The 15,640-nt window shown below is 68.7% G+C and carries 12 protein-coding genes; 9 read left to right on the top strand and 3 right to left on the bottom strand.

Annotated elements, in window-relative coordinates; all coding sequences use genetic code 11:
- Nucleotides 1-85: 85 nt before the first annotated feature.
- From GQ464_RS15230 to GQ464_RS15210, 5 genes are all read left to right on the top strand, one after another.
- On the top strand, nt 86-1,009 hold the full coding sequence (locus tag GQ464_RS15230) for a DsbA family protein (protein ID WP_166977240.1): 924 nt from the start codon (nt 86-88) through the stop codon (nt 1,007-1,009).
- 97 nt (nt 1,010-1,106) lie between these two features.
- A complete protein-coding gene (locus tag GQ464_RS15225) occupies nt 1,107-3,431 on the top strand; it encodes a TonB-dependent receptor (RefSeq protein ID WP_166977242.1) in 2,325 nt (774 codons plus the stop codon).
- Nucleotides 3,428-4,375 (top strand): hypothetical protein, encoded by a 948-nt coding sequence (locus GQ464_RS15220; protein WP_166977244.1) that lies wholly within the window; start codon nt 3,428-3,430, stop codon nt 4,373-4,375. Before GQ464_RS15225 ends, GQ464_RS15220 begins: the two co-directional genes overlap by 4 nt.
- A 60-nt stretch (nt 4,376-4,435) precedes the next feature.
- A complete protein-coding gene (locus tag GQ464_RS15215) occupies nt 4,436-4,864 on the top strand; it encodes an Hpt domain-containing protein (RefSeq protein WP_166977246.1) in 429 nt (142 codons plus the stop codon).
- Nucleotides 4,865-4,966: 102 nt separating this feature from the next.
- On the top strand, nt 4,967-6,511 hold the full coding sequence (locus tag GQ464_RS15210) for a sensor histidine kinase (RefSeq protein ID WP_166977248.1): 1,545 nt from the start codon (nt 4,967-4,969) through the stop codon (nt 6,509-6,511).
- A 50-nt stretch (nt 6,512-6,561) separates the two neighbouring features.
- Here GQ464_RS15210 and GQ464_RS15205 read toward each other — a convergent pair whose 3' ends face one another.
- Nucleotides 6,562-8,040: an amidohydrolase gene (locus tag GQ464_RS15205; protein ID WP_166977250.1), complete on the bottom strand. Its 1,479-nt coding sequence runs from the start codon at nt 8,038-8,040 to the stop codon at nt 6,562-6,564.
- 111 nt (nt 8,041-8,151) lie between these two features.
- A complete protein-coding gene (locus GQ464_RS15200; RefSeq protein ID WP_166977252.1) occupies nt 8,152-8,496 on the bottom strand; it encodes an ATP-dependent Clp protease adaptor ClpS in 345 nt (114 codons plus the stop codon).
- Between the two features lie 208 nt (nt 8,497-8,704).
- Between GQ464_RS15200 and GQ464_RS15195 the strand changes: the two genes are divergently transcribed.
- The 4 genes from GQ464_RS15195 (at nt 8,705) to GQ464_RS15180 (ending at nt 13,951) form a co-directional block, all read left to right on the top strand.
- Nucleotides 8,705-9,628, top strand: coding sequence for a CDP-alcohol phosphatidyltransferase family protein (locus GQ464_RS15195; protein WP_166977254.1), 924 nt, complete (start codon nt 8,705-8,707; stop codon nt 9,626-9,628).
- Between the two features lie 128 nt (nt 9,629-9,756).
- A complete protein-coding gene (locus tag GQ464_RS15190) occupies nt 9,757-11,712 on the top strand; it encodes an FTR1 family protein (protein WP_228350343.1) in 1,956 nt (651 codons plus the stop codon).
- A gap of 64 nt (nt 11,713-11,776) precedes the next feature.
- Nucleotides 11,777-12,241, top strand: coding sequence for a DUF411 domain-containing protein (locus GQ464_RS15185; RefSeq protein ID WP_166981797.1), 465 nt, complete (start codon nt 11,777-11,779; stop codon nt 12,239-12,241).
- Nucleotides 12,242-12,337: 96 nt separating this feature from the next.
- Nucleotides 12,338-13,951 (top strand): amidohydrolase family protein, encoded by a 1,614-nt coding sequence (locus GQ464_RS15180; RefSeq protein WP_166981802.1) that lies wholly within the window; start codon nt 12,338-12,340, stop codon nt 13,949-13,951.
- Nucleotides 13,952-13,964: 13 nt separating this feature from the next.
- Here GQ464_RS15180 and merA read toward each other — a convergent pair whose 3' ends face one another.
- Nucleotides 13,965-15,632, bottom strand: a complete 1,668-nt coding sequence (gene merA / locus GQ464_RS15175; protein WP_228350342.1) for a mercury(II) reductase — start codon at nt 15,630-15,632, stop codon at nt 13,965-13,967.
- Between the last annotated feature and the right edge of the window lie 8 nt (nt 15,633-15,640).

The following is a 15,640-nucleotide window of genomic DNA, read 5'->3' as shown; positions in this document are numbered from 1 at the left end:
ACGAAGCACGGCCGTCCCGCCCGGCGGCATTCCGCCCGGCCGCAGACGGCCCCTCGTCCCACCCCGTACACACTCCGTTCCTTTGATGAAAAATCTTATCACGCTGCTTTCCCTGGCGGCCGTACTGATCGGTTGTAACCCGCAGGTGAACGGCCAGACGCCGGACGTCCAGGGGGACCGCAAGGCCCGCATTCTGGCCAACCTGACCCACCAGATCCCGCAGTTGAAGCGGCTGGACCCGCAGATGGGCGATCTGGCGCCGAGCGAATTACCCGGCTTCGACGAGGGCGCCTTCACCTTCATGACCCAGCGGGGCCGCCAGGAACAGCGGTTTCTCGTCTCGACCGACGACCGGTATCTCTACCTCATTGCCGCCGGCCCCTTCGACGTGAGCCGGTCCGCCGAAGAGATCGCTGAAGCCGAGGCCCGGGCGCGTCAGGCCACCCACGAAACCCTGCTGGCGGCGGCGAAACACTACCCGGTGCGGGGCAACCCGGAGGCCCCCGTGACCATCGTCGAGTTCTCCGACTTCCAGTGCCCGTACTGTGCCCGGGCCACCGGTACCGTCGAGGAGGTGCTGGCGAAGTATCCGGACGAGGTGCGCCTGGTCTATGCCCACTTCCCGCTGGATTTCCACGCCTGGGCCCGGCCGGCCGCCATCGCGGCCACGTGTGCGGCCGGGCAAAGCACCGGGGCGTTCTGGACGCTGCACGACTTCTATTTCGACAACCAGCAGACGATCACCCCGGAGAACGTCCTGAGCCGGAGCAAGGAAGTGCTCTCCGGCACGGGGATCGACCTGGCAGCCTGGTCCACCTGTGCCGAGGACACCACCTCGGACGCCCATGCCGCCGCCGCCCGGCAGGTCCAGGCCGAGATGAACCTGGGAATCGAGCTCGGGGTCACGGGCACGCCGGGCTTTTTCGTGAACGGGCGGTTCCTCAGCGGGGTCCAGCCCCTCGAGGCGTTCGAACAGGCCATCCGGGAGGCACGGCAAGAAGCCCCCTGACGGCTTTCGGCCAGACGGCACCCGCTTTTGCCCTCGTCCCGGCGCAGCGGCGATCCTACCTTGTGGTGTCGTCGTACCATCCCAACCGTCTCACCCGATGGTGTTTCGCCGGTTTGCCCGCATCGGATCCGTCCTCCCCGGCGGGAGGGGGCTATGGGTGGCCGGCCTGCTCGGGTGCCTGCTCGTGCCGGCCGTTCGGGGCCAGCCCGCCGTCCTGAGCGGCTTCGTCACCGACGCCACGGACGGGCAGCCGATCGAGCTGGTCAACGTGGCCCTTCAGGACGCCGGCGGGGCCTTCAAGGGAGCCGTCACCAACCGCGACGGCCTCTACCTCATCCCGAACCTCGCGCCTGGCCGGTATCTCCTGCAGGTGTCCTTCATCGGCTACCGGACCCTGCGGGACACCCTGCTGCTGCGTCCCGGCGAGCGGCGGCGGCTGAACCTGTCGCTCGTGCCGGGCGAAGCCGCGATGGACGAGGTGGTCGTCGAGACGGAGCGCACCACGGGTGCGGCCAACCTGACGGCCGGGCAGCAGACCGTCCGCCCGCGCGACATCGAGCTGATCCCGGCCCCCGACCTCTCCGGCGACCTGGCCGGCCTGCTGACCGCCCTGCCCGGTATCGTCACCCTCGGCGACCGGGGCGGGCAGCTCTTCATCCGGGGCGGCGAACCCTCCCAGAACCTCGTTCAGATCGACGGCGTCCTGCTCTACCAGCCCTTCCACATCCTCGGTTTCTACTCTGCCTTCCCCGCCGACATCATCAGCCGAACGGACATCTACGCGGGCGGCTACGGAAGCCGGTTCGGCGAGCGCATCTCGTCGGTGATCGACGTCAGCACCCGTAACGGCAACAACCGGGCCTTCGCCGGCGCGGTGACGCTCTCGCCGTTCGTGACGGCCGCCCTCCTCGAAGGCCCGCTGGTCCGGGATCGCTTCTCCTTTCTGCTCTCGGCACGGCAGTCGCTCGTGGAAGAGGGGGCCGAGCCCCTGGTAGGGCGCCCCCTACCCTTCGACTTCGGCGACGTCTTCGCCAAGGTGCACGGCCATCTGGGACGTTCGAGCCGGCTCTCGGCGCTCTTCATCCGCACCCACGACCGGGGCGCGCTGGACGAGGACAGCGGGGACCTGCCCCCGGAAGAGGTACGATGGAACAACCTGGGCCTGGGACTCCGCCTGGTGAGCCTGCCCGGGGTCTCCCCGCTGATGCTCGATGCCCGCCTCTCCTACTCGCGCCTGCCCACCGAACTCGGCTTGCCGGGGGAGGAGCCCGTCCGTGCCTCCCGGATCGAGAACCTGCACGTCGCCGCCGATGCCACCTTCTTCGGCGACGTGTCGAACGTGGATGCCGGGCTCTCTTTCCGGATCGTCCGGCTCCGGAGCCGCCTGGGCGGGCTCTATCAGAACATCGAGGAGCGCCGGGAGCGGCTGGAGCACGCGGCCGTCTACGTGGAGCCGGAACTGCACCTGGCCGGCGGCTGGCGTCTCCGCCCCGGCTTGCGCGTCCAGTTCTTCGACGTGCGCTTCAGCCCGTTCCTGGAGCCGCGCCTCCGGCTGATCTGGGCGCGCGGCCCGCACCAGGTGAGCCTGGCCGCCGGCCTCTACCACCAGGCCGTGCTGGGCCTCAACGACCGCCGCGACGCCGCCAGCGTCTTCACCGCCTGGACGAACGTCCCCCGCCCGCGCACCGACCTGGAGGACGTGCGTGCCGGCCTTGCCCCACGGGCCCGGCACGGCCTGCTCGGCTACCGCCTCACCCCCGCCCCCTGGCTCGAACTCTCCCTCGAAGGCTTCTACAAGGACCTCACGAACCTCTTCATCGCCGAGTGGACCGCCTTCCCGCGCTTCACGACCAACCTGCAACCGGCCGAAGGACGTACGTTCGGCTTCGACGCCCGCCTGGAGGTACGCACCCCCCGCTTCTACGGCTACCTCACCTACGGCTATGCCCATACCCGCTATGAGGCCCGCCAGGCCAGCCTGATTCTCTGGTACGGCACGGAAACGCTGGCCTTCCATCCCCCCCATGACCGCCGCCACCAGGTCAACGCCCTGGCCGCCTTCACCCTCGGCGGCGTGGAGGTGAGCCTCCGGTGGGCCTTCGGCTCCGGGCTCCCCTTCAGCCAGGCCATCGGCTTCGACGGCTTCGTCCTCGTCGACGACGTCACGAGCGTCGCCGAGCGGCCCGGTTCACGCCGGGTCATCTACGCCCGCCCGTTCAACGCCCGCCTGCCCACCTACCACCGCCTCGACCTCTCCGTCGAGAAAAGCCTGCCGCTCGGCCCGGCCCGGCTGACGCTGCAGGGCAGCCTCATCAACGTCTACGACCGCCGTAACATCTTCTTCCTCGACGTGTTCACGCTGCGCCGGGCCGATCAGCTCCCGCTCTTTCCCTCCGTCGGACTCAAGCTCGCCTACGAATGACCTGCCCGTCCGCGTCCCGCCGTGACGACCGCCGGGCACGGCAGGCGCCCCGCCGGTGCGGATCCGCCCTGCTCCTGCCTGCGCTCCTCGCCCTGAGCCTGCTGGCTCCGGGATGCGAGGAAGACGTGGTCGCCGTGCTGGGCACCGACCGGCCCTTCACCCTCTTCGGCGTGCTCACCCCCCAGCTCGACACCCAGTGGGTCCGGGTCTTCCCCATCGAAGGCGTGCTCGAACCCGGCCGGGCCGGGCCGCTCGATGCCCGCTTCCGCTCCCTCGACCTGACCGCCGGCGAAGAACGCCGCTGGCAGGACTCGCTCCTGCGGGAGCCAAACGGGGAGTTCGCCCACGTCTTCTGGGCCCCCTTCACCGCCTCGTTCGGTCACACCTACCGGATCGAGGTCACCCGGTCCGACGGCGCCACCACCGACGTGACGGTGACCGTGCCCCCGCGCAGCGAGCTGGTGCTCCCGGAACGCAGCCTCTCCACGCCTCCCCTCTTCCCCGTGCACGTCGCCGGCCAGGTACCGAACCTGATCCGGATCGAGGTCGTCTATACCTTCGTCTTCCGTACGGTGTCCGACATCCGGCGCGACAAGGCCACGTTCTCCTACCAGGGAGCCCAGCAACGTACCCCGGACGGCTGGCTGATCCAGCTCAACGTCGCCCGGGACACACGGATCATCCTGGAGCTGCTGAAGGAACAATACCTGCTCGACCCGCGCAACCTCATCAAGATCATCGAGGTGCAGGTTCGGATGATTGCGGCCAACGAAGCCTGGGATCCGCCCGGCGGCGTGTTCGACCCGGAGCTGCTCGTGCAACCGGGCGTGATGTCGAACGTGCGGAATGGCTTCGGCTTCGTGGGGGCCGGCTACCGCCTGTCGGCCCGCTGGGTGCCCTTCGACACCCTCCTCACCAAAGCGGCCTCGTTGCCCGGCTTTTAAAGTAATCCCAAACCGCCGATAATCCTGGTTGAACCCCCAGTTTCCAGCCTCAGACGTATCGTGTCCCGATCAAACGAACATCCGGCAGACGCCCGGGCGTCCTTCCCCATCGACGAGACGCTCCGGCAGGCCGTCCTGCAACACCTGCTCGATCTCGAAGCCGCGGATCCCGCCTTCCTGGCGGACCTGATCGAAAGCTACCTGACGACGACCCCGGAACTGATCGCGGCGCTGGAGCAGGCGCTGGCACGGCAGGATACGGAAGCGCTGCATGCGGGCGCCCATTCGCTCAAATCCAGCACGCAGCTCATCGGCCTGAGCCGGATGAGCCGGCTGTGCCTGACGCTGGAGCAAGACGCCCGGAAAGGTTTCTACACCCCGGACCTGGATCACTACGTCTCGATGATCGCCCGGGAATACGCACGCGCGGCCGCCACCCTCACCGCCCTGATGCACACGTTGCGGCACGGCGGCATCGCGTCGACGTGACCCCCCGATCTTTTCGTAGTTTTCATACCGATCGGGGTCTCCCGGCACGCCGGCACACCGTAAGGCGTAGCATACGGACCGATGCGGACCCATCACCCCGCCATGAGCGAGCACGACACCCCCTTTTCCCTCGACGCCCTGCAGGAGCAGATGCACCGCCTGCAGCAACGCCTCGACCGGCTCCAGGCACGCGAGGCGCTCTACCGAACCCTCATCGAGCAGGCGCCGATCCCGATGGCCGTACACCGGGAGGAAACGTTCGTCTTCATCAACCCGGCGGGGCTCCGGCTCCTGGGCGCCGGCTCCCCGGAAGACGTGCTGGGCCGCTCCGTATGGGACTTCGTAGACCGCGAATCGCGTGAGCTGGTTCGGGAACGCCTCCGGAAACTCCACCGGCGGGAAGCGGTGCCCTTCACCGTCGAGCGGCTGCGCCGGCTGGACGGATCGACGTTCCTGGGGGAGGTCAAGGGCGTCCCCATCACGCTGGAGGGGGAGCCGGCCGTCCTGGTCGTCCTGCGGGACGTGACCGAACGGGTGCATGCCGAAGAACACCTCCTCGACCAGAAAGACCAGTACCGGCACCTGGTCGAGGAGATCAACGAGGTCATCTTTCAGCTCGACGCCGAAGGGCGCTTCACGTACGTGAGCCCGGCCATCGAGCGCATGTCCGGCTATACCGCCGGCGACCTCGTGGGCCGCTCCTTCACCGAGTTGATCCACCCGGACGACCTCGCGGGCCTCCAGGAGAGCTTCGAACGCACGCTGGCCGGCCACCTCGAGCCGTACGAGTTTCGCGTCGTGCTGCGGGACGGATCGTGCCGGCACATCCGCACCTCCAGCCGGGTCATCCTGCAGGACGGTCATCCCGTAGGCGTTCGCGGCCTGGCCACGGACATTACCGAGCGCAAACAGGCGGAGGCCGAGCGCGAACACCTCATCGCCGAGCTGGAGGCCAAGAACCGGGAACTGGAACGCTTCACCTACACCGTCTCGCACGACCTCAAGAGCCCCCTCTTCACCATCCGGGGCTTTCTCGGCCTGCTCGAAGAGGACAGCCTGGCCGGGGACCTGGACCAGGTCCGGGAGGACATCCGGCATATCCAGAACGCAACCGAAACCATGCAGCGCCTGCTCGACGACCTGCTTACCCTCTCACGGGTCGGGCGCATCACCAACCCGCCCGAGGCCATCCCCCTGACGAGTCTGGTCAACGAGGCCGTCGAGCGGGTCACGGGGCAGATCCGGGCGCGCGGGGTCGAAGTCCGCATCGCACCCGACCTGCCGGAGGTCTACGGGGACCGCACCCGCCTCGTCGACGTGCTGCAAAACCTGATCGAGAACGCCGTCAAGTACGCCGGCGAGGGAGCGCATCCCGTCATCGAGATCGGCGGCGCGACGCACGGGAACCGGGTGGAGGTCTTCGTCCGCGACAACGGCCCCGGCATCCCGCCGCAGTATCACGAAAAGGTCTTCGGCCTCTTCGAGCGGCTGGACAACAAGACCGAGGGAACGGGCATCGGGCTGGCGCTGGTCAAACGCATCGTCGAGGTGCACGGGGGCCGCGTCTGGATCGACTCCTCGGGAACAGGCGACGGATGCACCGTGCGCTTCACCCTGCCCCGCCCGGAACGGGCCGGCGACGGGTGATCGCATCGCAACGGGGCTCCGAGGGCAACCTGTGCCCCGTTGTGCGCGCCTCAGTCCCCGCCGGTGGTTTCCGGGAGTGGCGGGGGCTGGTCCTTCGGAATGGGCGGCTGGTAGGGTTTCCCACCGGTCTTTTCGCGGAAGAAGTCCCGGGCCCGGGTGCGGAGACCGGCGTCGGTCAACAGGTCGACGCCGGTCAGGGCGATGACCCGGGCCGCGACGACGGCGCCTTTGACCCCGGCTTCGGTGCCATGACAGGCCGTTGCCGCCCAGCTATGCCACGGGATGTTGGCGGCGGCGGTGGTCACGCTGAAGCCGGCCGTCGGGGTGATGTAGCTCACCTCGGCCACGTCGGTGGAACCGCCGCTCGGCGGCTCCGGGGCGTCGGCCAGCGGTTTGATCTCCGTGCGGAACCCGTCCTCCTGCACGCCGAGGAAGCGCTGGAGCCGGCGTGCAAAATCCTGTTCCTCCTCCGTAAAGACCGGCGGCCCCACCCGTTCCAGGTTGCGCTGCAGCGCCTCCTGCAGGGGGCGGTTCAGGTTGTATTCATGCACGCCGGTGGTCAGGAAAACCCGGTGCTCGGTGCGGGTGGCCAGCGCGGCACCTTCGGCGATCTTCAGGATCCAGTCATAGAAGCGCTCGACGCGCTCCCGGTTGATGTCGCGTACATAGTACCACACCCGGGCGTACTCGGGCACCACGTTGGGGGCCCCGCCGCCGTCGGTGATGACGTAGTGGATGCGGGTCTCGGGATAGACGTGCTCCCGCATCAGGTTGACGCCGTGGTTCATCAGCTCGACGGCATCCAGGGCGCTGCGCCCGTTCCAGGGGTCGGAAGCCCCGTGCGCGGCCTGGCCGAAGAACTCCACCGTGAAGTTGTTCATGGCCCGCCCCGGCTGGTTGCGCACGGCCGTCTCCGTGCCGGGGTGCCATTCGAGGGCGGCATCGAGATCGTCGAAGAGCCCGGCCTTGGCCATGTAGACCTTGCCGACGACCGTCTCCTCGGCGGGCGTGCCGTAGAGCCGCACCGTGCCCGGCAGGCCGTGGGCCGCCATGGCCCGCTTGAGCGCGAGGGCCGCCCCGACCGACCCCGCTCCGAAGAGGTTGTGCCCGCACCCGTGCCCGCGGTCCACCCCGTCCTCGCGTGCCCGGCGCTCGGGGACGGGCGCGTTCCCCACCCCGGGCAACGCATCGTACTCGGCCAGGATGCCGATGACGGGTGCCCCCTGCCCGTAGGTCGCCACGAAGGCCGTGGGCATGCCGGCCACCCCGCGCTCGACGGTAAACCCCTCCCGTGCCAGCACGTCGATCAGGGCCCCGGCGGAACGGTGCTCGACAAGGGCCGTCTCCGCATAGGACCAGAGCGCCATCGAAAGCCGGCGGATCTCCGGCACCAGCGCCTCCACCTCCTCCAGCACGGTGGCCCGGGGTCCGGCTCCTTCCTGCGCCCGCACGACGGGCACGAAGCCGCAGAAGAGAAACAGCGCGCAACCAAAGAGCGCCGCGTACACGTTGCAATGAACCGGTCGCATGGCAACCTCCGGGGATAGAAAACGAAACGGTCTCGCGGGCCCCCCGAAACGGGAACCCGATTCCCCGAAAGATAACCGACCCGTTTTCCGAAAAAAAGCCGCCTTGCCCCTTCACCCGGCCGGTTCGACGAGCGCCGACATCGATCCCCTGCAGTGCGGGATGCGCCAGTCCGCCCCGTAGGCATGGATCTGATCACGCTTGAGTTCGGCCCGCTCCCGGTGCGTCGTCTCCACGATGACCCGCCCCTTCAGATCCACCTCACAGGCCATCCGGAAGGCCGTGCTCATCGAATGACCGAAAAGCGCCATCAGCATCTCAATGACGTATTCGTAGGTGTGATCGTCGTCATCGAGCAGCACGACGTGATACTGCGGAATATGGAGCGTTTCCGTCGCTTCCTTTCGCTTTTTCCGCTTCTTCTCCTTCGGCGGCGCAACGACTTCGACGTTTCCCATGATCATCCCTTCGCAGGCTCCCGGCTCCCGTTTTTCCCGAAAATACAACGACGGTGCGTGACTTGTTGCGGGGTCGGCGCGTCTAAGGCAGAGCAATTAACCACCGGGCGCGGTATTTTTGACACGTTCCGTCCCTGCGACCGGCCCGCCCGTGACCCCGCCGGGTTCCCCCCGGAACGCCTGTCGCCACAACCTGCCCGCATCCATCATGGGGCGCATCGAAGACACCTACAAGGCACGCGACGTAGAAGAAATCGTCGACATCTACCTGTACCGCCCCTGGGGCTATGCCCTGGCCGTGCTGGCACACCGCCTGCGGATGACGCCCAACCAGGTCACCCTCATCGGCATGGCCGTCGGCGTGCTGGCCGGGCACTTCTTCTACTACCAGGACCTGCGGCTGAACCTCCTTGGCATCTTTCTCTGGATGCTCGGCCAGGCCCTGGACGGAGCGGACGGGCAGCTCGCCCGCATGGCCGACATGCGCTCCCGCCTGGGTCGTATGCTCGACGGCATCTCGGACAATGCCAAGTTCACGAGCCTCTACCTGCACCTCGGGCTGCGCCTGGTTGCCGAAGCCGGCACCGGCTGGGTCTTCCTCATCGCCGCCGTCGCCGGCATCACCCATTCCTACCAGTCCACCCTGGCCGATTTCTACCGCAACGCCTACCTGTTCTTCGTCGTCAACCCCCAGAAAGCGGAACTGGAAAAATCCTCCGCCCTGCGCCGCGAGTATGCCCGGCTCCGGTGGTCGAAGCACTTCTTCGAAAAGCTGCTCATGCGGGCCTACATCACCTACACCACCCGCCAGGAACGCTGGTGCGGGCACTCCATCGCGCTGCAGCGGCGGGCCCGGGAACGCTTCGGCACGCACTTCCCCGACTGGCTGCGCCGGCAGTACCGGGCGCTGAACAAGCCGCTGCTCAAGTACTACAACGCCCTCACGACGAACACCCGGATGATCGTCCTCTACGCCGCCGTGCTGCTGGGCAACCTCTACGTCTTCTTCGCCTTCGAGATTCTGGTGCTGAACACGATCCTGCTCCTGCTCGTCTTCCGCTGGCAAAAACGGGCGGACCGGCAGCTGGCCGGTGCGCTGGAACAGGAAACGCCGGTGGCCACGCCCGCCTGACCCCCGCCTTTCACACAACCTTTCCCTCCGGCTTGAAACCTTGCGCCCCTCTTGAGTAGATTAAGTCTAAATTACAGGGCAAGGGGTTTGCCCGTCCGTTTCGAGCCGCACCCATCCCGAACGAATTCATGCCCGGTTTTCCTTCCAGCCTGCCGGCCGCCCCCGTGAGGGCCTTGCTGGCCCTGTTGTGCCTGCCGGTCCTGCCCGCCTTTGCCCAGGCGCCCGATGCCGCCCGCACCCTCGTACACGTGCTCGACTACATGGCCCAGGACTACCCCGAAGCCGTCGAGGCCGGGGTGATCGTGAACGCGGACGAGTACGCCGAGATGGAGGAATTCGCCCTTACGGCCCGCCGGCTCCTCGACGCACTGGTGCAGGAAGGCCACCTGCCGGCCGACTCGGCCCTCTACGGGGCAAGCACACGGCTGGCGGCGCTGGTGGCGACCAAAGCCGACCCGGAAGCGGTGGCCCGGACCGCACGGGACCTCCGGGCCGGGGTGATCCGCCATGTGGGGCTCCCGGTGGCGCCGGCCCGGTGGCCGGACCCGGCCGCGGGCGCCGCGCTCTACGCCGAACGCTGTGCCGCCTGCCACGGCGACCGCGGCGACGGAAACGGCCCGGCCGCCGCCGGCCTCGAACCCGCCCCGACCCCCTTCGCCACCGGCGTGCGCGTCGCCTCCCTCTCCCCCTTCCAGGCCTACAACACCATCCGGCTCGGCGTCGAGGGCACGGCCATGGCCCCCTACCCGGATCTGACGGACGAGCAGGTGTGGGCGCTGGCGTTCTTCGTCAAGTCGATGAAGGCGGCCCGCGAGCACCCCGGCGCGGCCGCAACGGCCGGCCTGGCCGCGCTCCGTGCGCACGTGACGCTCGAACAGGTGGCCTCGCTCAACGACGCCGACCTGGCCGCCGTGCTCGCCGAAGCCGGTGTGGCGGATCCGCCCCGGGCCGTCGCCGCCCTGCGCACGGCGCCCCCGCCGACCCGCCAGGACGCCCTCAGCCGCGCCGGGCAACTGCTCGACGAGGCGCTGGCCGCCTTCCTGAAGGGGGACCCCGGGGCCGCGCGGGGGCTGGCCGTCCGTGCCTACCTCGAAGGCGTGGAGCCCGTCGAACCGTCGCTCCGGGCGAACGCCCCGGCCCTCACCGCCCGGCTCGAACGGCAGATGATGGCCGTGCGCAACACCCTGCAGGCGAGCGCCCCCGCCGGCGAGGCCCGGGCGGCCGTCGCCGAAGCCCACGCCGTGCTGGCCGAGGCCCGCGACGTGCTGGACCGGCGTCCTTCGTCGCCCTGGTTCGCTTTCTTCATGGCCGCCTCCATCCTGCTGCGCGAAGGCCTCGAAGCGTTTCTGATCATCCTGGCCATCCTGAGCGTGCTCCGCGCCGCCGGCCAGCGCCACGCCGCCCGCTGGGTTCATGCCGGATGGCTGGCCGCCGTCGGCGTCGGCGTGCTCGCCTGGTTCTTCTCGGACCTGGTCATCCGGTTCGGAGCCACGCAGCGCGAGGCCATGGAAGGCGGCATCGCCCTGCTGGCCGTCGGCGTGTTGCTCTATGCCGGCTTCTGGCTGCACAGCAAGACGGAAATCCACAGGTGGAAGGCCTTCATCGAAACGCGGATCCAGACCGCCTTGCAGGGAAGTAACCTGTTCGGGCTGGCGGCCATCGCCTTCATGGCCGTCTTCCGCGAGGCCTTCGAGTCGGTGCTGTTCCTCTCGGCGTTGACGCTGCAGGAAGGGCCGGGCAGCAAGGCGGCCGTCGCCGGAGGGGCCGTGCTCGCCATCGCCGGCGTGCTGGTGCTCGCGTTCATCGCCCTGCGTGCCTCGGCCCGTCTCCCCGTGCGCACGCTGTTCAAGTATTCCTCCCTGGCGATGGGCGTGCTCTCGGTGATCCTCGCCGGGAAAGCCATTCATGCCTTTCAGGAGACGGGCTGGCTCTCGGTTACCCCGTCGCCGTTGCCCTGGCGCGCCGACCTGCTGGGCCTCTTCCCGACGATCGAGACCCTGATCGCCCAGCTCCTCATCGCGGCGGTCGTGGTGCTGATCTATACCCTGCCCCGGCTGCACCGGCCCGCTTCCCGGACCGCATGAGCCCGAAACATTCCGCGGCCTGGACCATACGGTGTACGGTTCTCCGTCAACATCACCGCGCATCATGAACAAGAAGCTTATCGCCGGGCTGAGCGGCGTGGCGCTCGTCGCCGTGCTGGGTCTCGCCTTCTCGCTCAACGGCCGTGCCGAACTGCCGAAGATGGTCGTCTACAAGTCGCCGACGTGCGGGTGCTGCAGCAAATGGGTCGATCACATGCGGGCGGCCGGTTTCACCGTGGAGACGCACGATGTGCGGGACGTCTCTCCCGTGAAGGCGCAGTACGGCGTGTCGCAGCGCCTGGCCTCGTGCCACACGGCGCTGGTGGACGGCTACGTCGTCGAGGGGCACGTGCCGGCCGAACAGGTGAAGCGGCTGCTCGAAGCACGCCCGGCGGTGACCGGGCTGGCCGTGCCCGGCATGCCGATGGGCTCGCCCGGCATGGAAGGGGCGTATGCGGAGGCCTATGACGTGCTCACCTTCGACGCCCACGGTAACACCTCCGTCTTCGCGCACATTCCCGCACGCTGACCCTTTTCCCCCGTGCAGGCGGCGGTTGAGCACGTGCCCGGCATCGCCTATATTGCCCGGGCCGGCTCCCCTTCACCCACCCGCCTGCACGCCGTCATGTACCGTCCCCAGACCGCCCGGACGAGCGGCTGCGTCGTCCTGTTGCTGCTCCTGCTCGTCCCGCGCTTCCTGTCCGCCCAGCCCCGCACCTACGGCGACCTGGCCGAAGGCCCCTACGACCGCCTCGTCATCCGGGGTGCCATGGTCATCCCCGGCCACGGCGGCCCGCCGGTCGGTCCCTATGACCTCATCATCGAGGGCAACCGCATCGCCGACATGATCCCCCTGGACCCGGTGACCCTCGAGCGCCGGGGCGCGCTCGAACGTCCCACCGGCGACCGGGTCATCGACGCCGAAGGCATGTACGTGATGCCGGGCATGATCGACCTGCACATGCACCTGCGGCAAGAGCCGATGCCGCTCGAGTATGTGTACTACCTGAAACTGGCCCACGGGGTCACGACGATGGTGCCCGCCCCCGACCGCGGCCTCGATGCGGCGATGGAACAGGCCCGCCTCAGCGCACGCAACGAGATCCTGGCACCCCGCATGTTTCCGATCTGGAGCTGGGGCGACAAGACCGGCCACGACCGCGCCTTCCTCGAAGACCCCGCCAACGCCCCGCAGATCGCCCGTGAGATGCGTGCACAGGGCATGCACGTGACGAGCGTCGGCCCGCTGGGGTGGAACCCCGCGCTGCTGGCGGCGGTGTGCCGGGCCGTCGAAGCGGCCGGCGGCATCACCACGTACCACATTCCGCCGAGCACGGCTGCCGTCACCAACGCCGTCGATGCCGCACGGGCCGGCGTCACCATGATCGAGCATCATTACGCCTATGCCGAATCCTCGCTCGACCGCAGCGTGCAAGACTTCCCGCGGGACTACAACTACAACGACGAAAACGCCCGCTTCCGTCACGCAGGCAAGGTATGGCTGGAAGCCAACCGGGAACGTCTCCTCACCGAAGTCGCCGACTCGCTCGTCGCCTACGGGGTGACGATGCTCCCCACACGCGTCGTCTACGAGGCCAACCGGGATATCCTCCGGGCCCAGAGCCTGCCCTGGCACGAAAAATACACCCACCAGGCGCTCATCAACTGGAACCTCCCCAACCCGGCCTACCACGGCTCCTATCATTACGACTGGACCTCGGACGACGAGTACTACTGGAGCTACGCCTTCGATCTGTGGGGCGAGCTCATCTTTGCGTTCAACAAACGCGGAGGCCGCGTCGCTTACGGCACCGACGACAACTACATCTGGGCCACCCCCGGCTTCTCCAACGTCCGCGAGCTGCAACTGCTGCGCGAGACGGGCCTGCACACCCTCGAAGTGCTCAAGGCCGCCACCTACAACAGCGCCCGAACGCTCCGCCAACCCGATCTCGGCCTCGTGCGCCCCGGCTTCCTCGCCGACCTCCTCATCGTGGACGGCAGCCCGCTGTACAACCTCCGCTTTCTCTACGCTTTCGGGGCCCTCACCCTCGACGAGGACGGCAACATGTACCGCACGCGCGGCATCGTCCACACGATCAAAGACGGGATCGTCATCGAAAACGCGCGGCTGATGGAGGAAGTCGCGCGCATGGTCGCGGCGTCGAAGCAGGGCGTGGACGCCAACCCGGTCAACGCACCCTTCATCCTCCAGCGGCCCACAGGCGACGGCGATTGAGCCCCGTACGTGCTCACGCCGCACAACAACTCAGCTTGCTGACGTCCTTGCCGAAGGTGATGGCCGCCAGCTTGACGGCCTCGGACAGGGTCAGGTACGGATGGAACGCCGCGGCCAGCTCCCGCACGGGGATGCCGTACCTGACGGCCAGGGCCAGCTCCATGAGCAGCTCGCCCCCCTCGGGCGCCAGGATGCGGGCCCCCAGCAGCACATCCGTCTCGGCATGGCGGATGAGCTTGACGAACCCGCGCGTGTCGCGGGCGGCCAGCGCACGGGGCACCTGGTCGAGCGGCAACCGGGCGACCTCGTACGGGAGACCGGCCGCCCCGGCCTCCCTCTCGTCCATCCCCACCCCGGCCACCTGCGGATCGGTGAAGACCACCCAGGGCAGCGCCGTGTAGTCGCGCCGGAGGTGATAGCCCTTCAGGGCGTTCTCGGCCGCCAGGCTGCCCTCATAGGCCGCCGTGTAGACGAACATCTCGCCGCCGATGACGTCGCCCGCACCGAAGACGGTCGGCACGGCGGTCCGCAGGGAATCGTCTACCTGCAGGAAGCCCGCGCGGTCGGTCGCGATGCCGAGCGCTTCGAGGCCGAGGTCCTCCGTGTTGCCCCGCCGCCCGGTGGCCAGAAACAGGTGGCTGCCCCGGAGTTCGTGCCGCCGCCCGCCGGTCTCGACGGCGACGAGCACGCCGGCTCCCTCGCGGCGCACCTGCTGCACCCGGGCTTCGAGCACGAACCGGATCCCTTCCGCTTCCAGATACGCCTGCAGGCCCCCGGACAGCTCCTCACCGGCCAGGTCGAGGATGCGGGGCAGCAGGTCGACGACCGTCACCTCGCTGCCGAGGCGGCGGAAGGCCTGGGCCGTCTCCACTCCGATGTACCCGCCGCCGATGACGATCAGGTGCGCCGGCAGGGTGTCCAGCCCGAAGACCGTCTCGTTCGTGAGCACCTCGACCGTGTCCAGGCCGGGGATCGGCGGCACGGCCGTCCGGGCCCCGGTGGCAATGAGCACGTTCTTCGCCCGGAGCACCCGCCCGTTCACCTCGACCACGCCGGGAGCCGCCAGCCGCCCCCGGCCTTCGAGGATCGTGACGTTCGGGTCGGCCGCCGCCACGTCCACGTATTTGTGCTGCCGGAGCGCCTGCACCAGCGTGCGGACCTGCCCGGTGACGGCGGCAAAGTCGGCGACGCGGGCCGTGGTGGCAATGCCATCGAACGGCGAACGCGCGGCGCGATGGACCTGCTCGGCGGCACGGATGAGCGCCTTCGACGGCACACAGCCGACGTTGACACACGTCCCGCCGATCGGCAACCCGTCGTTGACGATCACGACGCGCCCCCCCAGCTCGGAGGCCTTGAGCGCCGCCGCGAAGGCCGCCGACCCGCCGCCGAGGATGGCGAGGTCGTAGGTCGACGCCCCGTCGCCCTGCGACGCCGGCGCGGGCGGACGCCCCGCTGCCCGGACGTCCACCACGCCCGCCCGGTACCCGGCCTGCGCGACGGCCTCCACGAGCCGCTCCGGCGTGACGCCCGCCGCCACGCGCACCTGCGCCCGGCCGGCCTCCCAGCCCGGCAGCATCACCCCCTCCACCCCCGAAACGCCTTGCAGGGCCTTTGTGACGTGACGCGCACACCCGCTGCACGTCATCTCCTTGATCTCGAGTACGATCGTCTGTTGCATGGTATGAA

Origin of the sequence: Rhodocaloribacter litoris (assembly GCF_011682235.2) — a bacterium.
Classification (GTDB): Bacteria; Bacteroidota; Rhodothermia; order Rhodothermales; family ISCAR-4553; genus Rhodocaloribacter; species Rhodocaloribacter litoris.
The sequence above is the reverse complement of the archived record's forward strand: the minus strand, read 5'-3'. Positions and strand labels throughout refer to the sequence as shown.